The 25,119-nt window shown below is 72.4% G+C and carries 18 protein-coding genes; 7 read left to right on the forward strand and 11 right to left on the reverse strand.

Features of this window, described 5'->3' with window-relative positions; genetic code table 11:
- Window positions 1–77: 77 nt before the first annotated feature.
- The 3 genes from ACTFAP_RS28415 to ACTFAP_RS28425 all read right to left on the reverse strand — a co-directional run bounded on the left by ACTFAP_RS28415 (window position 78) and on the right by ACTFAP_RS28425 (window position 3,773).
- Entirely contained in the window at window positions 78–311 is a 234-nt protein-coding gene (locus ACTFAP_RS28415; RefSeq protein WP_436977416.1) for a hypothetical protein, read from the reverse strand.
- A gap of 51 nt (window positions 312–362) precedes the next feature.
- Window positions 363–2,798, reverse strand: coding sequence for an ATP-binding protein (locus ACTFAP_RS28420; protein ID WP_500467805.1), 2,436 nt, complete (start codon window positions 2,796–2,798; stop codon window positions 363–365).
- A gap of 240 nt (window positions 2,799–3,038) precedes the next feature.
- Window positions 3,039–3,773: a Crp/Fnr family transcriptional regulator gene (locus ACTFAP_RS28425; protein WP_500467806.1), complete on the reverse strand. Its 735-nt coding sequence runs from the start codon at window positions 3,771–3,773 to the stop codon at window positions 3,039–3,041.
- Between the two features lie 231 nt (window positions 3,774–4,004).
- Here ACTFAP_RS28425 and ACTFAP_RS28430 point away from each other — a divergent pair, with 231 nt between their 5' ends.
- Both ACTFAP_RS28430 and ACTFAP_RS28435 read left to right on the forward strand, forming a co-directional pair.
- Window positions 4,005–4,748, forward strand: coding sequence for a nucleotidyl cyclase domain-containing protein (locus ACTFAP_RS28430; protein ID WP_500467807.1), 744 nt, complete (start codon window positions 4,005–4,007; stop codon window positions 4,746–4,748).
- A gap of 10 nt (window positions 4,749–4,758) precedes the next feature.
- Window positions 4,759–5,226, forward strand: a complete 468-nt coding sequence (locus ACTFAP_RS28435; RefSeq protein WP_500467808.1) for a hypothetical protein — start codon at window positions 4,759–4,761, stop codon at window positions 5,224–5,226.
- Window positions 5,227–5,325: 99 nt separating this feature from the next.
- On the opposite strand, the gene ACTFAP_RS28440 is transcribed toward ACTFAP_RS28435, so the two are convergent.
- From ACTFAP_RS28440 to ACTFAP_RS28460, 5 genes are all read right to left on the reverse strand, one after another.
- Complete coding sequence (locus ACTFAP_RS28440) at window positions 5,326–7,608, reverse strand: glycosyl hydrolase (protein ID WP_500467809.1); 2,283 nt, start codon at window positions 7,606–7,608, stop codon at window positions 5,326–5,328.
- A gap of 302 nt (window positions 7,609–7,910) precedes the next feature.
- On the reverse strand, window positions 7,911–9,734 hold the full coding sequence (locus ACTFAP_RS28445) for a glycoside hydrolase family 2 protein (protein WP_500467810.1): 1,824 nt from the start codon (window positions 9,732–9,734) through the stop codon (window positions 7,911–7,913).
- Between the two features lie 46 nt (window positions 9,735–9,780).
- Window positions 9,781–10,692: an ABC transporter permease subunit gene (locus ACTFAP_RS28450; protein WP_495682960.1), complete on the reverse strand. Its 912-nt coding sequence runs from the start codon at window positions 10,690–10,692 to the stop codon at window positions 9,781–9,783.
- Window positions 10,693–10,694: 2 nt separating this feature from the next.
- A complete protein-coding gene (locus tag ACTFAP_RS28455) occupies window positions 10,695–11,651 on the reverse strand; it encodes a carbohydrate ABC transporter permease (protein WP_500467811.1) in 957 nt (318 codons plus the stop codon).
- Between the two features lie 32 nt (window positions 11,652–11,683).
- Window positions 11,684–13,027 (reverse strand): extracellular solute-binding protein, encoded by a 1,344-nt coding sequence (locus ACTFAP_RS28460; RefSeq protein ID WP_500467812.1) that lies wholly within the window; start codon window positions 13,025–13,027, stop codon window positions 11,684–11,686.
- A gap of 178 nt (window positions 13,028–13,205) precedes the next feature.
- Between ACTFAP_RS28460 and ACTFAP_RS28465 the strand changes: the two genes are divergently transcribed.
- Window positions 13,206–14,246 carry a LacI family DNA-binding transcriptional regulator gene (locus ACTFAP_RS28465; RefSeq protein ID WP_500467813.1) on the forward strand — a complete coding sequence of 347 codons (1,041 nt, stop codon included), beginning with the start codon at window positions 13,206–13,208 and terminating at the stop codon, window positions 14,244–14,246.
- 125 nt (window positions 14,247–14,371) lie between these two features.
- Here the strand turns inward: ACTFAP_RS28465 and ACTFAP_RS28470 are convergent, their stop codons facing one another.
- A complete protein-coding gene (locus ACTFAP_RS28470; protein ID WP_500467814.1) occupies window positions 14,372–15,421 on the reverse strand; it encodes a LacI family DNA-binding transcriptional regulator in 1,050 nt (349 codons plus the stop codon).
- A 499-nt stretch (window positions 15,422–15,920) separates the two neighbouring features.
- Between ACTFAP_RS28470 and ACTFAP_RS28475 the strand changes: the two genes are divergently transcribed.
- From ACTFAP_RS28475 to ACTFAP_RS28485, 3 genes are read left to right on the forward strand one after another with little or no spacing between them, the layout of a single operon-like run.
- Window positions 15,921–16,868, forward strand: coding sequence for an ABC transporter permease subunit (locus ACTFAP_RS28475; RefSeq protein ID WP_495682965.1), 948 nt, complete (start codon window positions 15,921–15,923; stop codon window positions 16,866–16,868).
- The gene (locus ACTFAP_RS28480) at window positions 16,861–17,772 is read left to right on the forward strand and encodes an ABC transporter permease subunit (protein WP_495682966.1); all 912 of its coding nucleotides are present in this window, start codon (window positions 16,861–16,863) and stop codon (window positions 17,770–17,772) included. Before ACTFAP_RS28475 ends, ACTFAP_RS28480 begins: the two co-directional genes overlap by 8 nt.
- A gap of 20 nt (window positions 17,773–17,792) precedes the next feature.
- Entirely contained in the window at window positions 17,793–19,124 is a 1,332-nt protein-coding gene (locus tag ACTFAP_RS28485) for an extracellular solute-binding protein (RefSeq protein WP_495682967.1), read from the forward strand.
- Window positions 19,125–19,202: 78 nt separating this feature from the next.
- On the opposite strand, the gene ACTFAP_RS28490 is transcribed toward ACTFAP_RS28485, so the two are convergent.
- Both ACTFAP_RS28490 and ACTFAP_RS28495 read right to left on the reverse strand, forming a co-directional pair.
- Window positions 19,203–23,060 (reverse strand): nSTAND1 domain-containing NTPase, encoded by a 3,858-nt coding sequence (locus ACTFAP_RS28490; RefSeq protein ID WP_500467815.1) that lies wholly within the window; start codon window positions 23,058–23,060, stop codon window positions 19,203–19,205.
- A 6-nt stretch (window positions 23,061–23,066) separates the two neighbouring features.
- Window positions 23,067–23,501 carry a hypothetical protein gene (locus ACTFAP_RS28495; RefSeq protein WP_390124457.1) on the reverse strand — a complete coding sequence of 145 codons (435 nt, stop codon included), beginning with the start codon at window positions 23,499–23,501 and terminating at the stop codon, window positions 23,067–23,069.
- A gap of 327 nt (window positions 23,502–23,828) precedes the next feature.
- Here ACTFAP_RS28495 and ACTFAP_RS28500 point away from each other — a divergent pair, with 327 nt between their 5' ends.
- On the forward strand, window positions 23,829–24,770 hold the full coding sequence (locus tag ACTFAP_RS28500) for an MBL fold metallo-hydrolase (RefSeq protein WP_390124459.1): 942 nt from the start codon (window positions 23,829–23,831) through the stop codon (window positions 24,768–24,770).
- Window positions 24,771–25,119: the final 349 nt, after the last annotated feature.

Raw genomic sequence — 25,119 nt, forward strand, 5'->3', positions numbered from 1 at the left:
TCCATCGGGGAACGGGCCCGCGCGCCGGGGGAGCTCCCGCTCACTCCGCACGGCCACCGCTGGGCGGACGCGGGGCGTCAGTCCGCCTCCGGCGGCCGGGCGCCGGCGTCCTGATGGATGTGCAGCTCGCCCTTCATCACGGTGTAGGCGGTGCCGTGGTCGCGGACCGTGGTCGTCTGGGCCGGCCCCGCCCCGGCCTCCGGCTCGGCGGCCCGGTGGACCTCGACCGTGTTGTCGTGCCCGGCCACGACGGGACCCGAGGCGTCACCGCCGACGCTGATCGAGAAGTGGTCGCCCGTGGAGTCGGCCATGCTGTTTCCTCCTTCGGTGGGGCCGAGGCCCCCTCGGATGTCAGGACCGCCTCAGGAAAGGCGGGTCCAGTTCTGCGCGCCGCAGGTGTAGCACTCCCAGGTGCCGTCCGATCGCTCGGTGACCTGGACGGCGGCGCTGGAACGGTCGGAGGCGACCTCGATCGTCAGGTCCGCCTCGCCGACCGCGGTTCCGCAGGCCGTCTCGTCCCACACCGGCATCGTGGCGCGGTAGCTGCCGGAGCCGCCGGTGATCTCCATGGTCGTGCTGTCCCCGCAGGTCGCCTGTACGTCGACCTCGTACGCGCCGTCGCCCGTCCCGACGATCCGGAAGACGTTCCCCGCCTCGTCACGCCAGACCCCCGCCAGTTCGTCCTCGGGACCCGAGGACGATTCCGTTGCGCCCCCGTCGTCCGAGGCCGCCACCTGATAGATGCCCACGCCGAGGGCGACAGCGACGACGACACCGATGATGGTCGGCAGCAGGCTCGCCCACAGGGCGCCCGGCACGACCGCGCCGGCGCCGGCGCCCGCCGCGGCACCGGTCGATGCGGCCCCGGAGGAGTGGGCGGCGAAGGCCGTCGCGGCGTCCACCGGCGCGTTCGGCATGGCTCCCGTGCCCGCCCCCGCCCCTGAGCCCGTGCCCGCTCCGTGAGCCGCGCCGGCGTCCCCCACGGGGAACGAGCCCAGGTCCCCCCAGGGCTGCCCGCCGCCGTCCCCCGCCGGTACCGAGCCGGCATCACCGCCGGACGGGCCGTGCCCCGCGGGCTCGGAGGCCGTTCCCGGACCCGGTCCGGGAGCCGTACCCGCCCCGGAACCCGCCGCCGGATCCGGTCCTCCGGCCGTTCCCGCGTCCGTCCCGGCCGCCGCGCCCGGATCGCCTCCCGCCGCCGTGCCCGGGTCCGGCTCGTCGCCGGGCAGCATCTCCCCGCCGCCTCCCGGCGCTGTCGCCTCCGGCGTCGGCGCGGACGGCGGAGGGGTGTACTGCTGGGCGTTGAGCGCGGCGTCGACGCCCTCGGTGTCGCCCAGTTGCCGCCACAGCACCACGGCCTCGGCCAGCAGCACCGCGGCCACCACCCGCCGGCCGGTCATCAGGCACCGGATCGCCTTCTCATGGGTGAAGTAGGCCCTGGCCGTCGCGTCCCCCGCCTGCTGCGCGGCGCTCTCGCCCCGGTCGAGCAGCCGCCCCCACACCCCGAACCTCAGGGACTGGGCGAGGAAGGGCGACACGGCGCGGGCGAGGCGTACGGCGAGGTCGGGTCGGCCCTGCTCCTCCGCCAGTTCGGCCACCAGCTCCAGCGCGCGCCCGTGGTCGGCGACCTGGGCCGCGGTGGTGGTCGGCAGCGCCGCCCAGCGGGTGAAGTGGTCGCACAGCCGGTCGGCCGGGAACAGCGCGGGGAAGGCGGCTGGAGCCCAGCGTCGTATCTCCGGCACCACGTCGGCGACACCCCGGAACCCCCGCTCGGTGGCCTCCACGAGACCGAGCCGGGCCAACCGGGCGCAGACGGCGGCGGGTTCGGCCACCCCGCACAGCGTCCCCACGTGCACCGGGTCGAGTTCCGCGTCCCCGAGCGTCGCCAGCAGGCGCAGCGCGCCGACGGCGGCCGGGTCGAGCCCTTCGAACAGCAGGGGCAGCAGGCCCTCGATCTCGGCCGCACGCGGCAGCCTGACTTCGCCCGCCGCCCCCGTGCGGGCCAGCCCGGCCGCCCGTAACAGCAGCAGGGGCCGCCCGAGGGACAGCCCGCACAACTCGTGGGCCGCCGCGCGTTCGTGAGGGGGAAGCGGAAGCCCCAACTCCTCGCTCAGCAGCTGGAGTCCGGCCGCGCGGGACAGCCCCCGAAGCTCCAGCTGTCCGCTCTCGCCGAGCAGCGAGCGTTCCCTGGAGGCGAGGACGAACGTCGCGTCCGGCGCGGCGTCCGTGAGCAGCCGCAGCTGATCGGGGGTCAGCTCCGCGTCGTCGATGTACACCGCGATCCGGATCCCGGCCATCAGCCGCCGCAGCTCGGGGCCCGTCGGCGCGTAACCGGGTGCCTCGTAGCAGGCCTCGAAGATCTCCTGCGCGAGATCCTCGCTCTCCCGGTGCGCCCCGCTCAGGAACAGCACCCCGTCCGGGCCGGCCTCCAGGCTGCGGGCGGCGTGCCGGAGCAGGGTGCTCTTGCCGACCCCGGGCGGCCCCCACAGCTGCACCACCCCGTGACGGCGCAGCGTCGCTCCCAGTTCTTCCAGATCCGCCGCGCGGCCCACCGGGTCCCGCTGCCGCCGGGGCAGGAGCGCGACCGACTCCCTGCGCACCGGCTCGGGCCGCTCCTGCGGCTGGAGCAGGTTCACCGTCGAACCGTGGGCGTCGATCACCACGTTGTGGTGGCCCGCGATCACCGTCCCCGACGCGTTCCCGCCGATATTGACGCGGTGGTCGCCGCGTGCCGGGGTGTCGTCCCCCCGATGCTCGGGGCCGGCCGGTCGCCGCCCGCCCCCGTCCTTCTCTGCCATGGCCCATCCCCTTCCCGTTGACGGAACGCGCGACCGACCCCGGCGAACCCGCACGGCGGTCGCGGACCGTTCCCACATCCTGTGGCGCGGCGGCCGGTTGGGCACCTCGTCCACCAACCGGCCGCCCCCCTCGCCCTTGTCACGCTAGCGAGCACCGGGGGACGCAATCCCGTCGTACGACTGTTTCCGCCCATCCGCTCCGCGGTCGTGGGCGAAGTCCCCCCGGTGCCGGGCGGGCTCTCAGGGCTGCGGGTCGAAGGCGATGCTGCTCAGCCGTGCCAGGTCCTCCACCCGCACGCTGCGGTAACCCGTGGAGATCACGCCCGCCTCACGAAGCCGGCGCAGGACCTTCTGCACGGTGGGTTCCGCGGCCCCCGACAGGGTCGCCAGCTCCGGCTGGGTGATCGGCCAGCGGATCAGCGCACCGGCGCCGGACCGCTCGCCGTGGGTCAGCACGATCTGGTGCAGCACCCGGGCCAGCCGGGTGGCGGCGTCGCAGCCGGTGAAGTCCACGCGATGGGTGTTGGCGACGCGGAGTTTCGCGACCACGGACGCGTTGACGGCGTGGGCGATCCCGGGGTTGCGGCCCGTGCAGCCGAGGAACTCCTCCCGGCTGACGACCCTCGCGATCACCGCCCCGCAGGTCGTGACCGTGGCCGAGCGGGGCCCGCCGTCCGCCGCGGCGAGTTCGCCGACCAGGTCCCCGCCCATCCGCACGGCCAGCAGGGCGTCCCGGCCGTCCGGTGCGAGCCCGGTCGCCTTGACCACGCCGTGCAGCAGGATGAGGACGAACGTGGTCCGTTCCCCCTCCCGCATCAGCACCCGGTCGGCCTCGTAGCGCCGGCCCGCGCCCAGTGCCAGGAGCCGTTGCCGCTCTGAGTGCGGGAGCGATCCGAGCAGACTCGAGGGCGGCCAGGTCCACGCTCCCGCAGGCCCGCGTCCGGCCGCGTCCGGGCCCGGTGTGGTGCCGTCCATGCGCCGCCGCCTCCCGCCCGGGGTCCCCGTCGCCGAGTGTGGGGGTGCCCCGTCACCCGTGCTGTCCGGGCGAGTGGGGCGGATCGGCTCCGCGACGTCGGGCCGAACCAGTATTGCGAGGGGATGCGTTCCGTTCAATCGGGGCACAGTGGAAGCACGCATCCGGGCGGAATGTGCCACGACGTGGCCGGCCGCCGGTGCGACCGGGGGATCGCGGGACCAGGAGGGCGTATGGAGAACGTGCCGGAATACCGGGCCTTGCTCGCGGTGGACATCGCGCGTTCGGCGGGGCGCGGAGACGTGGCGCTGCGGCGGATCCGTGCCGCGCTGTGGGCGGCGCTGCGCGAGGCGTTCGCGCGCGGTGGGATCGATCGCGAGGCGTGCCTGTACCAGGATCTCGGCGACGGCGTACGGGTCACGCTGCCGGCCGGAACGCCCAAGGCGAGCCTGATCCACCCGCTGGCCCACGAACTGTCGGTCCGACTCGCGGCGCACAACCGGCTCGCCGCGCCGCCCGCACAGGTCCGGGTACGGATGGCGCTGCACGCGGGCGACGTGCACATCGGTCCGGACGGCACCGTGACCGGCCGGCCGCTGGAAGTCCTGGCCCGGCTGCTGGACGCGTCGCCGGTCCGGGACGCCCTGGCGGTGCGTCCGGAGGCGACGGCGGCGCTCATCATCTCCCAGCACTTCCACGAGGAGGCGGTGTGCCAGGGCCGGCCCGGCATCGACCCGGAGAGCTTCCGGCAGGTCGGCGTCCGGGAGAAGGAGTTCACCGCGTCCGCCTGGCTGCACGTGCCCGGCGCCGTCACCCCGCGGGCCGCGCCCGGCGAGGAGGACGCCGGGCCCGCCGCCCCGGACCGTACGGCCGGCCCGGAGAGCCGCGAGGCCCCGAAGATGATCAGCGAGGCATCGGGACACGGCGTCATCTACGCGGTCCAGAACGGCACCATGCACATCACCGGCACGACGTGAGGGAGCCCACGTGACCGACGAACTGACGCTGCTCGCCGAGGCCGGCGCGACGGCCGTGGTGGCGACGATGGCCACGGACCTGTGGCGGAGCACCAAGGACACCGTCCTCGGGCTTTTCCGCCGCGGGGCACCGGACCGCAGCGACGCGCTCGCGGCCCGGCTCGAGGAGAACGCGGCACTGGTCCGGGCGGCGGCGGACTCCGAGGAGGTGCGGCGGGTGCTGTGCGGGGTGTGGGCCCGGGAACTCGCCGAACTGCTGCGCCGGCAGCCGGCCTGCCGCACGCCGCTGGCCCGGCTGACGGCCGACATCGACCGGGCCTTCGCCACCGGCCGGGGAACGTTCACCCTGGAGCAGAACAACACCGCCCGCGAATCCGGCACGGTGTTCGCCGTACAGCAAGGGGACATCCACACCACGCATACCACGCACGCGCCGGATCGGCCCGACCGTGCCGACGGTGGAACCCGGGCCGTCTGACGGGCCGCTTCCGTCCGTGCTCCGCCGGGAGCCGCGCGCCGTGAGCACAGCGCCGGCCGCCCCCGTGACGGGGACGGCCGGCGGCGGGAAGGGTGTCCGTCAGCCCTGCGAGGTGGCGGACGAGCGGGCCGGGACCGTGAGCGTGGTCCCGTCGGAGAACGTCACCGTCTGCTCGGTGTCGGCGTAGTTGTGCGCGGTGTAGGTACGCGCGCCGTCCTTCTCGAACACCGCGGCGGTCGGGCTGTCGGCCGTCACGTCGAGGTTGGGCGCACCGACCGTGGCGAGGGTGTTGATCCAGTGGTACGTGTGGGCGCGGGTCGCCCCGGCCTCCGGCTCGTACGCGTCACCGTCCGCGTCGTAGGACGCCTTGGCGGTCGCCGGGTCGGCGAGTGCCTGGAACTGCCACAGCAGGTCGCGCCACTCCTCGAAGGGCCCGCCGTTCTGCTCGACGAGGTGGTCCAGATTGCGGGCCACGGCCTCCGGGTTGGCGGCCAGGTGCAGCGAACCACCGGTCACGGGCAGCACGTTGATGCCGTGGATCTCCTCGGGGTTGGCGGTCCACCAGGTGGAGTAGGCGGCGCCGGAGCCCCAGACCATGCCGACGATCGGGTGCGCGTAGTCCTCGGGGTAGACCTCCTGGTCGGCGTCGAACCAGTACTGCCGGATCGACTCGGCCTCGGTGGCCAGCAGATAGACGCCCAGGTCCCGCAGCTCCTCGTCGCCGGTGGCCGAGCCCCACATGATGAGGCCGACGCTCAGGTTGACGGACTCCGAGGAGGACTCCTGGTTGTTGCCGGCGGCGAAGCCCTGGTGGCCGGCGGCCCAACTGTGGCCCGCGTACGGGTCGAAGCCCCGCAGGAACGGGTAACGGTCGTCGTCACGCGCCGGGTTGGCCGTGTCCCGGATCAGCTCGCCGACCATGCCGCCCCAGGCCGACTGCTCGGCCCACGCGGGGTCGAACTGCGCGACGATCGCGGCGGCCATCACGAAGTAGCTGTAGTGGAAGTGGTGATCGTTCAGCTCGGCGTCGCTGCCGTAGGACGCCGGGTACCCGGTGAGGGTCGACCAGTCGGAGTCGTAGGAGAACTCCGCCGGTCCGCCGACCGTGAACCACTCCTCCAGCCGGTCCTTGATCAGCGTCAGCAACTGATCGCGGGAGGCGTCGTCACCGGCCTGGTCGGCGATGGTGGTGAGCTGGGCGAGCTTACCCAGCTGCTTGCCGGTCCAGTAGGTGTCGGTGGCGCCCTCGAAGGGGTCCTGCGAGCCGAGCACGTCGGCGATGTAGCCGCTCAGCCGGGCCTCGTCGACGCCGTCGCTCTCGGGCAGCACGGGCAGCACACCGGGCACGGACTGCGTGGTGGTGAAGGAGTTGCCCTCGCGGACCTTCATCGCGCCGCGCGGTGAGACGTACTCGTACGGCAGCAGCGTGTCGTCGGTGTGCAGCCACTGGTGGCGGTAGAGCGCCTGGATGGTGCCCGTCTCCGAGCCCTCGCGCGCCTCGGTCTGCAGGGTGTAGGTGGCGTTGATCTCGCCCGCCTCGGTGTCGTAGTCCCACGACACCTCGGAGCCGGTGACGAAGCTGAAGGCGTACTGGGCGTAGGTGTCCAGCGCCTCCCGCTCGGGGAGCAGCGCGACGGAGTAGTAGTCCTGGCCGCCGAGCGCCGCCGTCACGGAGGTGCCGGAGACGTTCCAGTCGCTGCCGGTGGGGGCGAACAGCGCGTAGTGGTTGCCGGCGACGGTCACACCGAGGACGTTGCCGTCGTCGGCGAAGACCTCAGGCGTGCCGTTGGTGATGATCTCGGCGTCCCCGCCGGCGGCCTCCGCGTACACGTACGGCAGGCCGTGGCCGATGGTGGCGCGCAGTTCGCGGTCGCCGTCGCCCCAGTAGGGGTTCACGGTCCAGTCGGACCAGCCGTCCGCCTTGACGTCGGGCGAGTCGAGCCCGGCGACGCTCAGGGTGAGGTCGGCGGTGTGGACGTACTCGTACTGCCGCCCGTCGCCGACGATGGCGTGGTCGGTGGGGTGGCCGACCTGGAGGCCCTCGGCGACGGCCTGGTAGGTGAGGGGGTGACCGTACATCGGCTGGGAGTACGGGTTGTCCGGGTAGCGCTTGAAGACCAGCGAGGACCACCACTTGTTGGTGGGCACCGGCTCCCCGGCGACCGTGTCGGTGACCTGCGGCAGGACCGGGGTGCCCATGTTGTCGGTGGGGCCCTGGGCGCCGGCCGGGCGGGTGTCGGAGTAGCTGCCGCTGCCGACGGGGACCTCCGCGGCCCCCGCGGAGGGGATCACCACGACGCCGACCACGGCCGCCGCCGTCGCCGCCGCGGCGGTTGTCAGTGCGATCCGGCGTCGTCGCCGGGGCACGCGATGCTGGCTCATCTGCTACCTCAAGGTGTGGGGGAAGGCGGGCACCACCGGAAAGCATTCCGGCGTTCGCGAAGGTAGGAGGGGTGAGGACGCTCTGTCAACGGAGCCTGCGGAACGCAAAAGTCCGGTCCTGAAAGGAACTCAGGTATGGACCGCAGGTGAGAGACGGGACAACCGCTTGCTGTGCGGCATCCTGTCCCGGTCCGGCGATGCCGAAGATCAGCGTCGGCTCATCCCCGCTTAAGCGGCGGTTAAGACGCCGGACCCCCGGCGCGGGGAGGTCGCCGGGGGCCGGTACGTCACGAGGACCGCTGTCAGCCCTCGCGCCGCTCGATGGCCGCCGGCCGCAGCTGGGCCGCCCGGATCCGGGAGACGTCCAGCTTGTCGCTCCGGTCGAAGCGGTAGACGCCGTTCTGCTCCTGGAACACGTCGGTCAGCTGCGTGTAGCAGTAGCCGAACATGCCCGGATCGGCCAGCAGCACGCCCGTCAACCCGGCGAACCGGGCATGGAACTCCTCCTCGTCGCGCGGCCGGTCACCGTAGCCCCAGGACTCCTCACGGTCATCACCCCGGGCCTGGGCCGCGGTCTCCGGATGCCACCAGATGCCGCCGAACTCGCTGATGAAATAGGGCTGACCGCGGTACGGCAGCGACCACGGCCGGCCGTCGGGCGCGGTGTTGACATACGGATCGTCCCGGTCGAGCCCGGCGACCTGCGCGCCGAAGGCGGCGGGGTCCTGCTCGTAGGTGTGCGCGTCGTAGATGTCGGTTTCCGCGACCCGGTGGGCGTACCCGGAGGTGTCCAGGACCGGCCGCGTGGTGTCCAGGGCCTTGGTGGCCAGGAACATCGCCCGGGTCACCGCGTCCAGTTGTGTGGTGCGGTCGTGCAGCCGCTGGTACGTCTCGTTCAGCGGGCACCAGCCGATGATCGAGGGGTGGGAGTAGTCGCGCTCCACCGCCTCCAGCCACTGCCCGGTGTACGACGCGTCGGGCTGCTGGTTGTCACCCGAACTGCCGCCCACCTCGCAGCCCCAGTCGCCGAACTCGCCCCACACCAGGTACCCGAGCCGGTCGGCGTGGTACAGGAACCGCTCCTCGAACACCTTCTGGTGCAGCCGGGCGCCGTTGAAGCCGGCCGCCTGGGCGAGTTCGATGTCCCGCACCAGCGCCGCGTCGGTGGGAGCGGTCATCAGCCCGTCCGGGTACCAGCCCTGGTCCAGCACCAGCCGCTGGAAGACCGGTTCCCCGTTGAGGAGGACCGCCTTGTCCCGGATCGCCACCGAGCGCAGCCCCGCGTAGCTGGCGACCGAGTCGACCACCTGGCCGTCGCCGTCCAGCAGTTCCAGCCGCAGGTCGTACAGGTGGGGATCCTGAGGGCTCCACACCCGGTGGCGGTCCCGCGGCACGGGCAGATACAGCCGGGGCGCCAGATCCAGATCGGCGCGCGCCTCGGCGGTGGCGACCTCACCGTCCGCGTCGCTCAGCCGGGCCCGTACGCGGTGCCCCGGCGCGTTGCCGGACAGCGGCAGCTCCAGATGGAAGGCGGAGCCGGCCAGATCCGGGGTGATCCGGGGCCGGTGCAGCCGGACGTGCGGCACCGGCTCGGCCCACACGGTCTGCCAGATGCCCGTGACCCGGGTGTAGTTGCAGTCGTGGTTGGCGTAGCGCAGGGCCTGCTTGCCCCGGGCCTGAGGGCCGGATTTGGGGTCGCGGGCGCGCACCGTGACGGTGATCTCCTCACCCGGCCCCGCCACCTCGTGCAGGTCGGCGGTGAAGGGGGTGAACCCGCCCCGGTGCCGGGCCACCTCGGTGCCGTTCACCCACACGGTGGCGTCGTAGTCCACGGCGCCGAAGTGCAGCAGGACCCGCCGGCCGGCCCACTCGGCGGGCAGGGTGAGGGTGCGCCGGTACCAGACGGCCTCCAGGAAGTCGGTCTCCCCGATGCCGGAGAGCACGGACTCCGGCGGGAACGGCACGGTGATCTCCCGGTCCAGGCCGCCGGTCAGCAGGCCGCGTTCCAGGCCGCTGTCCCCGGGGTCGAAGGCGAACTGCCAGGTGCCGTTGAGGTTCAGCCAGTCCTCGCGGACGAACTGCGGTCGCGGGTACTCGGGACGGGGTGCGGCGGTGCGGGTGGGCACGACAACTCCTGTACGGGGAACGGGGTGCGGCGGTGGAACGGGGCGCTCAGGTGCCGCCGAGACCGGTGGTGGCTACGGACTTCACGATGCGGCGCTGGAAGAACAGGAAGACGATGATCAGGGGAGCGGCGGCCAGCAGCGCCGACGCCATCGACTGCGCGTACTGGATGCCGTAGGACTCGCGCACCGTCGCCAGACCCACCGGGAGGGTCATCAGGGACGAGTCGTTGATGATGATGAACGGCCACAGGAAGTTGTTCCAGGCGCCGATGAACACGAACACGGAGACGGCCGCGACGATGGGGCGCGACAGCGGCAGCACCACCGAGCGGAAGACCCGCAGTTCGGAGGCGCCGTCGATCCGGGCGGCCTCCTCCAGCTCCCGGGGCACGGCGTCGAAGAACCGTTTGAGGATGAAGACCATCATCGGCGCCACCACCTGCGGCAGGATCACCGCCCAGTAGGTGTCGACCAGGTTGAACGTGAGCATCTGCTGGAAGAGCGGAACGATGAGCAGTTGCGGCGGCACCATGATGGACGCGACCGTGACGGCCAGCAGCACCCGCCGGCCGCGGAAGGTGCCCCGGGAGAACGCGTAGGCGGCCAGCGTGGAGATCACCACGGTGATGACGGTGACCAGCGTGGCGATCAGCAGGCTGTTGACCGCCCACACCGGTACGTTGCCGCGTTCGATGATCTGGCGGTAGGACTCCAGGGTCAGCGCGCCCTTGAGCGGGTTGAGCCCGGAGGAGGCGACATCCCGCTCGCTCTGCAGGGAGGTCACCAGCGCCAGCGCGAAGGGCGTCAGCCACAGCAGCGCGAACACCGCGAGCGCCGTGCCGGCCAGCGCCCTGGGCAGCCGGCCGTGGCCCAGGAACAGCGGGGAGCCGGCGGATTCGGCCGCCGCCCGGCGGCGCGGCGGACGCGGCCGGGTGCGGCCGGTGGTGGTGGCGGGCACGGTCAGCCCTCCTGACGCGGGAAGAACCGCAGCTGGGCGATGGAGATGACGATGATCAGGGCGAAGAAGAGATAGGAGATGGCGGAGGCGTAACCCAGCCGGTAGCCGGTGAACCCGACGTCGTAGATGTACTCCAGGATGGGGCGGGTGCTGTCGCTGGGCCCGCCCTTGGTGAGGATGTAGATCTGGTCGAACACCTTGAGCGAGGCGAGCACCTGGAGCATGCCGACCAGCACCGTGGTGCGCCGCAGCTGGGGCAGGGTGATGGACCACAGCCGCCGCCACGCTCCGGCGCCGTCCAGGGCCGCCGCCTCGAAGAGCGTGTCCGGCAGCGACTGGAGCGCCGCGAGATAGAGCAGGAAGTTGAAGCCGACGGTCCACCAGACGGTGAGCAGCGCGATCGCCCACATGGCGACCGCCTCGTCGGAGAGCCAGCCCACCGGGCCGAAGCCCAGGGCTTGCAGCAGCTGGTTGGCCAGGCCCAGATCGGGCTGGTACACCCACTGCCAGATCAGCGTCACCACGGCGACCGGCAGCAGGTACGGGGCGAAGAACGCCAGCCGCCACAGCCACTGGCCCGCCAGACCGGTGTGCACCAGCAGGGCCATCGCCAGCGCGATCAGCACCAGGGGCACGGTGGTGATCAGCGTGAAGAACAGCGTGTTGCCCAGGGCGTTCCACACCGCCGCGTCGCCGAAGGCCTCCGCGTAGTTGTCGAAACCGACGAACGAGGTCCCGGCGAGGGTGAGCGACTCGTCGGTGAAGCTCATCGCGATGCCGTGCACGATCGGCCACAGCATGAACAGCCCGAAGCACAGGGCGAACGGCAGGACGAACCACCCGCCTCCGTTCCGGCGCCGCCGCACTCCGGAACGGCCCGCGTCGGGCGCCGGCCCCGGAACGCCGCCGTCACCGCCGTCGCGCGCGGCGACGGTCTCCGGGGAAGCCTTGATGCTCATCGGGCGCGCTCCCTCTCTCCCCGTGGGCCGGGTCACCGGACGGGGTTCGGCTGGTCGAGGAGGTCCGCGCACTCGCGGACCATCCGCTCCACCGCCGCCTCAGCCGACGCGTTGCCCAGCAGCGCGGGCTGAATGGCCTGCGACATCCGGTCCTGGAACAGCGACCCGGAGCCGGCGAACCAGGCGGGCGGGTCCAGCACGGCCAGGTCGCCCGCCTCGGTGTAGGAGGACTGCGGATCCAGGTCGGCGTACCCGGGTTCCGCCAGGACCGGCTGATAGGCGGGTATGTGGCCGGCCCCGGCCCAGGTGAGGCTCTGCCGGAGCATGGCCGCCACATAGCGGTGCGCCTCGCGGCGCCGCGCCGGGTCGGGGTTCTCCTGCCGGGGGAGTACGTAGCTGTGCGAGTCGGTGGCGACGGCGGGTTCGCCGAAGACGTTGACGAACGGCGCGGCGCCCAGCCGGATGCCGGTGCTGCGCAGGGTGGGCAGCTCCCACTCGCCGACGGCGATCATGGCGCCGCGGCCCTCGATGAAGGACGCGAGGGCACCGAAGTAGTCCAGATGGTTGGGGTTGGTGCGGCCGTCGAAGAGTTCCTGGAGGAAGGAGACGACGCGCACCGCCGCGTCGGTGTCGATGGCGGGCCCCGACTCGGGCAGGCCGAAGGTCGCGCCGGTCTGCGCGTACAGGGCGTTGAAGATCCGCCAGTTCTGGGCGGGGTCGGTCACATGGCCGAACAGCAGCCCGGCCCCGCCCTGCGCCTCGGCGAGAGCCGCGCTGGTCTCCAGCATCGCCCCGGGCGAACCGGGCTGGATCAGCTGGCCCGCACCGTCCAGCACGCCCGCCCGTTCGGCCACGTCCAGGTCGTAGAAGACGATGAACGGGTGGGTGTCCAGGGGGACGGCGTACAGCGTGCCCTCCCACTGGGCCCGTTCCCACAGGGCCGGCGGGAAGTCCTCACGGCTGACGCCGAACTCGGCCAGCAGCTCCATGTCGAAGGGGTCGAGCAGTCCGCCGGGCGCGTACCCCGGCATCCGCGACAGATGGAGCACCGCGACATCCGGCGCCCGGCCGCCCGCGGCGGCCATGGCCAGCTTGGTGTAGTACGACGGTCCCCACTCCAGGATGGTGCGGTCCAGGCTGAAGCCCTGGGGCCCGCCGCGCACGGTGTCCATCATCTCGTCCATCAGCAGGCCGTCGCCGCCGGAGAACAGGTCCCAGATCTTCAGGCCCACGCCGTCGCCGCCGGGGGCACGGGCGCCGCAGCCGGCGAGCAGACCGGGGTCGAGCGCCGCTCCGGAGGCGGTCAGGGAGAGCCGCAGAAACCGCCGCCGGTCCACCGTGAACCGGTCGCGGCGCCTGGGATGTGCACCGGTCATCTCACACCTCTCGGACCCGACGCTGGGTTGTTCCGGAGTTTTTACATCGATGTACAACGGCTGTAAAGAGAAGTGACAGGATGGCTTTCCGTCGCCGGGCCGCCCACGGATGGTGATAACCGGTGGTCGGGCCCGCCGTACGGCCCGTACGATCGGTGACCGGCTCAGGAGGTACGGGGTGGCGCGACCCAGGATCAAGGACGTGGCGCGACGCGCGGGCGTCTCGGAGAAGACCGTCTCCAATGTGATCAACGACTACGCGCATGTCTCGGAACGGACCCGCACCGCGGTGCGGGAGGCCATCGACGAGCTGGGCTACCGCGTGAACCTCGCCGGCCGGCATCTGCGCCGGGGCAGGACGGGCATCATCGCGCTGGTCGTCCCCGAACTCGACATCCCCTACTTCGCGGACCTCGCCACGCTGATCATCACCGAGGCCGAACGGAACGCGATGACGGTCCTGGTGCACCAGACCCGCGAGGACCGGCGCCGGGAGCTGGCCGCCCTGGAGGGGTTCGGATCCGACTTCGCCGACGGCCTGATCCTCAGCCCGCTGACCCTCACCGGCACGGATCTGCGCGACCGCCCCGGCGCCCCGCCGACCGTACTGCTCGGCGAGCGGGTACGGCCCGGGCAGGCCGATCACGTCGCCATCGACAACGAACGGGCCGCCCGCGAGGCGACCGCTCACCTGCTGGAACTCGGCCGGCGCCGCCTCTGGGTGATCGGCGGCCGGGAGGGCACGGAACCGGGCACCGCCGAGGTGCGCAGCGCCGGCCACCGGGCGGCGCTGGAGGCCGCGGGCCTGCCCTGGGACCCGGCGGTGCTGCTGCGGGTCGAGAACTTCCGGGCCCTGGACGGCGCGCTGGCGGTACGCCGGCTGCTGGACGCCGGGGAGACGCCGGACGGGCTGCTGTGCCTCAACGACCAACTGGCGCTCGGCGCCGTGCGGGAGCTCCACGACCGGGGGCTGCGGGTGCCCGAGGACGTCGCGGTGGTGGGCTTCGACGACGTGGAGGCGGGGCGGTTCAGTGTGCCGTCCCTGACCACCGTGGCGCCCGACAAACACGCCGTGGCGCGCGTCGCCCTGGAACTGCTCATGGTCCGGATCGCCGAACGGGACAACACCCACAGCGCCACCACGCCGCCCCGGGAGCGGGTGGTGCCACACCGCCTGCTGGTGCGCGAGAGCAGCATGGGCGCCGGATCCCGCGCCTGACCCGGCCACCCCGCTGACCCGCTGGCCGGCCGGGCGCCCCCGCGGGGCCGTGGGCGAGACGGTCGCACCGGGGCCACGCCCGCCCGCCCCGCCCGGTGCGCGCACCCTCCCCGCGCCGGGCCGGATCACACGGCGCGCTCCGGTGCCGGGCCCGTCGAAGCGCGCAGCACCAGGCGGTTCAGCGCACCGGCCTCCGGCGGGGCGGCCGGCTCCTCCCCGTTCAGCAGCGCCAGCAGCCGCCGCACCGCATCGCCTCCCTGCCGCTCCCGGTCGACGCTGACCGTCGACAGCGCGGGGACGAGGCAGCGGCCGATCTCGTCGTCGTCCCACCCGAAGACGCTGACCTGCCCCGGCACATCGATGCCCAGCTCGCGCAGCCCCTGGACCACCCCGAAGGCGGTCCGGTCGTTCGCCGCGAACACCGCCGTCACCCCGGACCCCGGCAGCCACCCGGCCGCCCGCCGGCCCGCCTCCGCCCCCCAGTCGCCCGGGGCCACCCCGTAGGACTCCAGGCCCAGTTCGGCGACGGTGGCCTCGTACACCGCCCGCCGGTTGCGCGCCGACGCCCAGGCCTGGGGTCCGGCGACGTGGAGGAAGCGACGGTGCCCGAGACCGGCCAGGTGGCGGACGATGCCGGCCGCCGGTGTGGCGTCCGCGAGCACCCCCTGCGCGCGCATGTTGTCGTCGTACTCCCCGTCGACCACCACCGGCACGGCGACCTCGGTCGGCGCGCGGTCCCCCGTCCACGCGTGCAGGGGGGTGAAGGCCACGATCCCCGCGACGTACTCGGGCCGCAGGAGCGTGTGGATGCGCTCCGCCCGGGCCGCGGCATCCCCCTCCAGGGCGACCAGGTCGAGCAGGTACCCCGCCTCGTGCGCGGCACGGGCGGCTCCGGTGAGCAGCCGGGTCGGCATCATCCCGGTCGCGTCGGGCAGGATCACGGCGATCCGGTCCGACCTGCGGGTACGCATGATCCGCGCCATCCGGTTGGGCCGGTAGTCCAGCAGCGCCACCGCCCGCGCGACCTTGCGGCCCGATTCCGCCCCGACCCCGGCCGTTCCGCGCAGATAGCGCGACACCGTCATGTGGGAGACCCCGGCCAGTCGCGCGACGTCGTAGATCGTCGCCGGCCGTCTCCCGCGCTCCCCGGCGCCCGCGTTCAGCTCCCCGGGCATTGCGCCCCCACTTCTCCCGAACCGTTCCCGGACGCCCCGAGTCTGCCCCCAGGTGGGGCGGGTGGGAACACGGTGTGTCCACCCGGCAGCGGCGCGGCCTTTTCGCGAAAGAGATGCCCCAACAGTCTTGTGTTACCGATATCCGCGCTCCTAACATCTCGCGGCAAGCGCTTACACGCCGGCCGGATCGCGCTGCCCCTCCCCAGGCGACCCCTGGGAGGGCACACGCCCGGTGCGGCCCACAGCGACCTGTCAGGCCGTGAGAAACGGGACGGCACACGGGCGGTGGACACCGCCGCGAAGCCGGTCGGAGCCCTGGGACGGCCCGCCGGAACACACGCCGCACGGCAGCACCTCCCGGCACGGGACGCGGGGAGGACCAGCCCCCGAGGGACGGCGCGCGAGGGACACCCGCGCCGTCTTCCGGTGCCACGGCCCCGACCCACGCACGCGAGGAGGAGCAGGTGGATCCGACACCACAACGCGAGGGACGCTCCGGATGAGCGCGCTGGGCGAGTTCCGTACGCTCAGCAAGTCACGCGGCAAACGGGCGGGCGACGGGGAACGAAGAGAGCAGAACCGCGACAACAAGGCGGCAGCGCTCTTCCTGGCGCCGTGGGTGCTGGGGCTGCTCGGCATCACCATCGGCCCGATGATCGCCTCGCTGTATCTGGCGTTCACCGACTACAACCTGCTGCAGGACCCGCAGTTCACCGGCCTGGACAACATCCGCCGGATGCTGTCCGACGAACGTCTCGCGCAGTCCTTGCAGGTCACGTTCGTGTACGTGCTGGTCTCGGTGCCGCTGCAACTGATGGTGGCGCTCGCCCTGGCGCTGCTGCTGGACCGTGGTGTACGCGGCCTGCCGCTCTACCGCTCCGTCCTCTACCTGCCCTCGCTGCTGGGTGCCAGCGTCGCCATCGCCGTGCTGTGGCGGCTGGTGTTCGGGGCGCAGGGCCTGGTGAACGCCTTCCTGGCGCTGTTCGGTATCGAGGGTCCGGGCTGGGTGTCCGATCCGGACACCGCGCTGGGCACGCTGATCATTCTGCATGTGTGGACGTTCGGCGCGCCGATGGTGATTTTCCTGGCGGGGCTGCGGCAGATTCCGCGTGAGCTGTACGAGGCGGCGGCCACCGACGGGGCGTCCAGGCGGCGGCAGTTGTTCTCGATCACGCTGCCGCTGCTCAGCCCGATCATTTTCTTCAACCTGGTGCTCGGGCTGATCGGGAGTTTCCAGTCCTTCACCCAGGCGTTCATCGTCTCGGGCGGGACGGGCGGGCCCAGTGACTCGACGCTGTTCTTCTCGCTCTACCTCTACCAGGAGGGTTTCACCAGTTTCCGGATGGGATATGCCTCGGCGCTGGCGTGGCTGCTTCTGCTGATCATCGGAGCGTTCACCGCGGTGAACTTCTGGGCGTCCAAGTATTGGGTTTTCTACAATGACTGATACCTCACAGAAGCCCGCCACCCGCCCGCGCCCCGCGCCCGAAGCCCTGCCCGCCCCGCACCGGGGACGCCGGATCCGCCGTCGTGTCGGGAGTGTTCTCAAGCACACCGGGCTGATCATTGTCGCGCTGCTGATGCTGTATCCGCTGCTGTGGATGGTGGCCAGTTCGCTGCGTCCGAACGCCGACATCTTCACCAGCTCCGGGCTGTTCGTCGACACCTTCGACCTGGACCACTATCCGAACGGGTGGAACGCCCTGGCATATCCGTTCAGCACCTATCTGCTGAACTCGTTTCTCGTGGTGCTCGGTTCGGTCATCGGGAACCTGGTGTCCTGTTCCATGGCCGCCTACGCGTTCGCCCGCCTCCAGTTCCGGTGGCGGCGATGGGCGTTCATGGCCATGCTGGTGACGATCATGCTGCCGATCCACGTGCTGATCATCCCGCAGTACGTGGTGTACGCGCAGTTGGGCTGGATCAATACGTATCTGCCGCTGATCGTGCCGAAACTCCTGGCCACCGACGCGTTCTTCATTTTCCTGATGGTGCAGTTCATCCGTGGTATTCCCCGGGAGCTGGATGAGGCGGCCCGTATCGACGGTGCCGGTCACGCACGGATCTACGGGCAGATCATGCTGCCGCTGATGGTCCCGGCGCTGGCCACCACGGCGATCTTCACCTTCATCTGGACGTGGAACGACTTCTTCACCCAGTTGATCTTCGTCACCAAACCCGACCTCTACACCGTTCCCGTGGCTCTGCGGTCGTTCATCGACGCCCAGACCCAGTCCGATTTCGGCGCCATGTTCGCGATGAGCGTCGTCTCCCTCATACCGGTGTTCCTGGTGTTCCTGTTCGGCCAGCGATTCCTGCTGCGCGGCATCGCCACCACCGGCGGGAAATAGCGATGAGGAGACCGATCACGATGCCCCACCGCACCCCGCACCGCACCCGCCGGGCCAAGGCCGCTCTGGCGGCCGGCACCGCGCTGCTCGCCGTCGCCGCCTGCGGGGTGGGAGCCGATCCGGTGCTGCACCCCGAGCTGAGCGAGAAGGACGTCACCATCAGCTTCGCCTGGTGGGGAGCCGGTGCCCGCACCCAGGCGACCATGGAAGCCATCGAACTCTTCGAGGCGGACCACCCCAACATCACCGTCGACGCCGTCTACTCCGACTGGAACGGCTACTGGGACCGGATGGCGACCGCGACCGCCGCCGGGGACATGGCCGACGTCGTCCAGTTCGACCAGCTCTACCTCTCCTCCTACGCCGAACGCGGCGCCCTGCTCGACCTGTCGACCGTCGACAACATCCTCGACCCGTCCGCCCTGCCCGCCGCCGTCCTGGACTCCGGCCGGGTCGGCGACACCCTGTACGCCGTCCCCACCGGCGCCACCACCAACGGTGTCGCCATCAACACCACCCTCTTCGAGCGGTACGGCGTCGACCTGCCGGACACCGACACCTGGACGTGGGAGGACCTCGAAGAGGCTTCCGTCGCACTCGGCCGGGCATCCGGGGGAGAGGTGAACGGCGTCAGCCCCTTCGGCGTCGACGCCTTCACCCTCACCGTCTGGGCCCGCCAGCACGGCGCGCAGCTGTTCGACTCCGACGGTCAACTCGCCCTGCCCACGGACGTACTGGCCGGGTACTGGCAACGGGTCCTGGACCTCATCGACAGCGGGGCCGCTCCCAGCGTCGCCCGGATCAGCGAGAAGGTCGGCCTGCCCCTCGACCAGACGTCCCTGGTCACGGGAGAGACCGCCATGGCCTTCATCCCGGCCGGTCAGTTCTCCTCGTACCGGGCGGCGGCCCCGGACTTCGACTTCACCCTGGTGAACTGGCCCGCGGACCCGCAGACCCCCGAGGGCTTCCAGTACCTCAAGCCCTCCATGTACTGGGCCGGCGCGTCCACCTCCTCCCACCCCGCCGAAGCCGCCCTGCTGATCGACTTCCTGACCAACGACGTCCGCGTCGCCGAACTCTTCGGCCTCGACCGCGGCGAGCCGGGGAACCCGGCCTTCCGTGAAGCCGTGCAGCCCACACTGGACGCCGGCGGACAGGAAGCGCTCGCCTTCACCGAGGCCATGTCCGGCGAAGTCGGCGACACACCGCCCATCACCCCCAACGGAGCCAGCGACATCGAGGTGATCCTCACGCGCTACTACCAGCAGGTCATCTTCGGCGAGACCTCACCGAGGGAGGCCGCCGAATCCTTCCTCGGCGAACTCGGCGACTCGATCCGCGCCGCGGGCTGAACCCCCGCGGCCGTACGGCACCGCACCGCACAACCCCGGCGGCGCGGTGCCGTGTTCGCTCCCGGAGGGCGAACGCTCTCAGGAGGCGCAGGGCGGGTCGTAGGGCAGGTCGGGGGACACATAGGTGTCCCAGCGCTCGGGTGTCATGGCGGAACCGGTCACGGAGCACAGCACCGCACGGGCCTCGGCCGGATCGGTCTGCCACACGCGCACCGTGCCGTCCCGGCCGCCGGTGAACAGCGTCCCCTCCACCGGAGCGAACCGCAGTGCCACCACATCGTTCCCGTGGCCGCCCACCGGCAGACCCCAGGGCACCGGACGGGAGGGGTCGGAGGTGTCCCACAGCCGGATCTGCCCGACACTGTTCCCGGCCGCGAGCAGCCCGCCGTCCGGCGAGAAGCCCACACTGGACGCGATCCCCCCGGCGTTCAGCGGACCGCTGGGGGACCCGGGGGAGGAGGGCCGGGACACGTCCCACAGCCACACCTCGCTCTCGCCGGTGCCGGTGGCGACGAGGTCGCCCCGCGGGTCGGCCGCCAGCGACACGATGATCTGTCCGGTGTTCGTGCGGCCCGTGGGGGAGGGGACCTCGCCCTGTCCGGTCCGCCACACACCGAGCGACCCCGGGGCGTAGTACTCGCCGGTGTAGACATGGCCACCGTCGGGGGCGGCGGCCAGCCCCTTGACGGGCAGCGCCCGCTGGTCGGACGGGTCGATGTCCAGTACCCCGGGCCGGTCCGGATCGCTGACGTCCCACGCGTACACCCCGCCCCGGTACCCGCCCTGCAGCATCATCGTGGTGGCGACCAGGGTGTGCCCCGACGCGTCGAAGACCAGACCGTGCACCGCCTCGTACGTGACCTGAGCCGGCCGTGCCCGCTCGCGCGGCCGGCCCGGCTCGGAAACGTCCCACAGCTGGACCTCACCGGAGTCACCGCCGGTGGCCAGCAGCTCCGGGCCGTCGCCCGCCTCCCGGAAGGCCAGGGCGTTCACGGCGGAGGGCAGGAGCGGCAGGGCGCCGATTCGGGCCAGCCGGGCGGGGTCCGAGACGTCCCACAGCGAGACCAGCGAACCCGAGGCCACCGCCAGGAGTTCCCCGTCCCCGCTGACGGACAGGGCCGAGACCGCGGCCCCGGACTCCACGACGGCCATCGACGGCGGAAGCCGCCACACCAGGGCGGCGCCGTCCCCGCTGCCACTGGCCAGCATCCGGCCGCCGGGCGCGAAGGCCAGGCCGGTGACGGTGGTGGTGTGGCCGCGCAGCGGCGGGCCGATGACGCGGGCCGACGCGGGGGCTCCGACGTTCCACAGATGGACGCTGCCCGAGTTCTCCCCGGTGGCCAGCAGCCGCGCGTCCGGGCTGAACGCGACGGACGAGGCCACGCTGTTGAGGAAGAGCTGCTGGACGAGTTGTGGTGCGCGCGGCTGCGACACGTCCCACAGCAGCACTCTGTTGTCACTGCCCGCGCTGGCCAGCAGATCGGTCAGCGGGCTGAAGACCACCTGGTTGACGACCGCCGAGTGGCCGCCGAGATCGCCGCCCAGACCGACGGGGTCCGACGGGTCGGTCACGTCCCACAGCCGCAGCAGGTGTGCCTGGTCGCTTCCGGGCGCCGTTCCGCCGCCCACGGCCAGCACCGTACCCGCCGGATTGAAGGCCACGGACGCGACGCTCTGCCCCGGGGAGGACAGCGCGGTGCTCAGCGGGCGTGGCCGGCCGGGGTCGGTCACGTCCCACAACCGCACGACCGCCGTGGTGGCCCCGTCGGTGTAGGTGGTACTGGCGAAGGCGAGGGTCCGGCCGTCCGGACTGAACCGGGGATTGGACACGGGGCCCTCCGCCACCGCGACCCACTCCGACAGCGGCACGGGGTGACCGGCGTCCGACGCGTCCAGGATCCGCAACTGGCCGTCGCCCGTTCCCACGGCCAGCAGCTCGCCCTCGACGTCGTAGGACGCCGAGACCCGGGCCCCCCTCCCGGAGCCCTCCACGGAGGCCAGCTCGGACAGGTCCGGCGGCCGTGCGGTGTCCCACAGCCGCACGGTGTCGGAGCCGGTGGCCAGGGTGCCGTCGGCGCCGAACGCCACGGAGTGCACGATGCCGTTCTGCTCCGGCACCGATGCCGGAAGCACGGCACCCGCCGATTCCATGAGCCGGGTCCTGGTCTGCGCCGTGGAGCGCATCGTGTCCGCGACCAGGTCGAGCTGCGCCGCCAGGGCCGGATCGCCGTCACGGCGGCGGTCCGCCTCGGCACTGACCCGGTTGAAGATCGCCTCATCGCGCTGCCGCAGGCTCTCACCGCGCTGGTCGAAGGCGAACACGGCCAGCCCCGTCGCGATCAGGGCCAGCACCGTGGTCACGGACACCGCCCCGTCGCGCAGCCTTCGGTTCCGGCGCGCCTGCCGCCGTGAGACACCGAGGAACTCCAGGACCACGGGACTGCTGTGCTCGGGGCCGGCCTGCCGCGCCCAGGACTCCGCCGCCTCCAGGCGGGCGCCGCGGAACAGAACGCCCGCGTCCCGGCGCCCGCCGCGTTCCCAGCCGAGCGCGGCGTCCTCCAGCTCCTGCCGCATCAGCGCGCCGCTGCCGGCCTCCGCGATCCAGCCGCGCAGCCTGGGCCACGCCCACAGCAGCGCCTCGTGCGTGACCTCCACGGTGCCCTCGCCGCGCAGCACACCCTGGGTGAACAGGCGGGCGCCGGTGAATCTGTCGACAATGGCGGGAACGGAGCCCGGCGCCGAGGTCGCCAGCAGCAGATCGGTCCGGGTGCGGCGGCGACGGGACACCTCGCCGTTCTCACCGATCCGCACCAGGCCGAGCAAGAGCTGACGCGCCGTCCGGCGCGCGCCGGGGTCCAGTCGGGCGAACTCCGCCTCGGCGGTGGCCTGGACCGCCCCGCCGATGCCGCCCGTGTCGCGGTAGCTGCCCACCGTCAGGGTGTCGTCCCGGCGCTGCTGCCAGGTGGCGCGCAGGGCGTGGGCGAGCAGCGGCAGCCGCCCCGTCTCGTAGGCGCCGTCGTCCCGGGGGGCGCTGCCGCGCAGGTCGCGCAGGATGACATCGACCAGGCCGGGCGCCAGCACCAGACCGCCGCGCTCGGCGGGCCTGGTCATGGCGCGGCGCACCTCGTCCTCCGACATCGGACCGACGATGACCTGGCGGTGGGTCAGGGCCTCCCGCAGGTGGGGAAAGGCCGCACAGGGCCCGTAGGCGTCCGCCCGCAGGCCGTACACGGCCACGGCCACCGGATCCTCGCCGCCGGTCAGCCCGGCGATGGCGTCGATGAACCGGCGCCGGGCGTCCTCGCCCCGGCCGAGGGTGAACAGCTCCTCCAACTGGTCGACGACCAGCACCAGCCGGCCGCCCGCGGGGAGGGCCAGCCGTTCCCGCAGGAGTTCCCGGAGAGCGCCGGGGCCGGCGTCCAGGGCCGCCCGCAGCTGAGCCTCCCCGGTCCCGGTGAGCCGGGAGAAACCCGAGGTGAGCGCGGCGAGCGGGTCGTCGGTGGGGGTCAGCAGCAGATGCGGCCAGGAACGCGATCCGGGAAGCTGACCGCGCCTCAGGGCGTCCAGCAGACCGGCGCGCAGGAGCGAGGACTTTCCGGCGCCGGACGGTGCGACGACCGCCAGCGGGCGCCCGTCGGCGAGGGAGAGCTCCAGATCGCCGATCAGCCGGCTGACCAGTGTCTCGCGGCCGAAGAACCATCCGGCGTCGCCCACGTCGAAGGGACGCAGCCCGGGATAGGGGCAGGTGTCGACGGACGACGGGGTCAGGGTCCGTTCGTCCGCCTCCGCGCCCGCGTGGAAATGCTCGTGAACGTGCCGGGTCATCCCTCCGTACACGATGACGAGATCGCGGCCCGCCTGGTTGACGGCGCCGTGGCCGCTCGCCCAGGCACGCAACTCGACGTGCGGTTCCGGTGGTTCCGCGCCGGGGGCCACCCGGGCCTACCGCTGGGTCGTGATGTTGTTCCCGGCCTGGTAGATCTGGGCTCTGCCGCTCGCCTCGGCGCGCATCTCGGTACGGGTCACCGTGGTCTCCCGCGCCGCTGCGGGGGCGTCGCCCCCGGCCCCGGCCCCGGCGACGATCTCGGAGACCAGACGGGACAGGGCCTCGGCCGCGGCGGGTTCGGCCCGCAGCAGGCCCCGGAACCGTTCCTCCCAGTCGGCCACGAGCTGTGGCCGCGCCTCCCGCCGGCCCGTGTTCAGCAGCAGCGCGCGTGCCGCGTCCAGTTCGGACCCGGGTGTGCCGGCCGCCGCCGGGTCGTGCCGGGTCCACAGCCGCACCACGTCGTCGCGCACTCCTTCCCAGGCGTCCGTGGCCAGTGAATCGACGACCGAGGTGGCCGCCGACGCGGCGAGCGAGGCGAGTTCTTCGTCCATCGGATCCCCCGTACTGTCGCGCGGTGGTGTACCAGGCGTATGGATTGACAGTGTGCGGGCGGAATGGCCCGGCCGCCAGAGGGCCGATGGGGTCCGCTGACCGCCGGACGGCCCGTGGCACGGAGGCGGGGGCGCGGGGGCACGGGGGCGTGCCACCCCGTGCCGGACCACCCGGGGGCGACGCATGAACAGGGGGCGCCGGTGGACAGGCTTCCCCCGGTCCGCGCAACCGGGGTCACCCCGTGGCGCGGACCCGACAGCGCAGGAACAACCCACCAGGAAGGTGATCAGCGTGCTGGTACCGGTGACCTCGGGCGGTGTCGCCCGGTGAGTTCGGCGCATCCGCACCCACAGACCGCGATCGGGGCGGCACACGTCCAGGAGGTGAGCGAGAACATCTACGCCTATGTCCAGCCGGACGGTTCCTGGTGGATCAACAACACCGGTTTCCTGGTGGGCCGCAGGGGCGTGGTCAGTGTCGACGCCTGTTCCACGGAGTCCCGCACCCGCGCCTACCTCGCGGCGATCGGCGCGATCACCGACCGGCCCGTCCGCACGCTGATCAACACCCACCACCACGGCGACCACACCTTCGGCAACTACCTGTTCGGGGGCTCCACCATCGTCGCCCACGACGGGGTCCGGCGGTCCCTGCTGGAGTGGGGGAAACCGCGATCGGCTCCGTACTGGACGGAGGTCGACTGGGGGGACATCGAACTCGAACCGCCGTTCCTCACCTTCCGCGACGAGGTCACCGTCTACGTCGACGATCTCCCCTGCCAGGTCCGCTACATCGGCACCCCGGCCCACACGACCAACGACTCCGTGCTGTGGATCCCCGAGCGCCGACTGCTGTTCAGCGGTGATCTGCTGTTCAACGGCGGCACCCCCTTCCTCCTCCAGGGATCGATCAGCGGCGCCCTGCGCGCGGTGGAGACCCTGCGGGCTCTGAATCCGGAGACGATCGTGCCCGGGCACGGCCCGGTCTGCGGTCCGGAGGTCATCGAGCGGGTCGGCGCCTACCTGCACTTCGTCCAGGACCTCGCCCGCCGCGGCCACGAGGCGGGCCTCACCCCGCTGGACGCCGCACGGGAGACCGACCTCGGGGCGTTCCGGGAACTCCTCGACCCCGAACGCCTCGTCGGAAACCTGCACCGCGCCTACGCGGAAGTGAACGGCGCCGCCCCGGGCGCCCGGATCGACCAGGCCGCCGCCCTCAACGACATGATCACCTACAACGGCGGCAAGCCCCTGAGCTGCTACGCCTGAGCCGCCGCACGGCGTTCCGCGCGGACGGCCACGGCCACGGCCACGTCCTCCGGCCGCAGGGCGGCCGGCCCCTGCCTCGCCGGTGAGCGGTGCATGGCATGTGTCACCGCTCCTCATGACGTCCGTCACCCGGACCGATGACGGAGCGCACTCACCGCGACCCCCGTACCCGCGGATCATGGAGATCACCGACACCGAACGCGCCCCGGCGGCACCGGACATGAGCGGGGCCGGCGGACGAGCGGGGGATCCGCCTCCGGGCGCCGGCCGTACCCCGACCCGTCCGGTCACGCCGCCGAGGGCGAGGAGCCCACTGTCCGGCCGCCACACCGTGGCGTCCGCGAGGAGG

The sequence above is a fragment of the Streptomyces sp. PH9007 genome, from assembly GCF_059813725.1.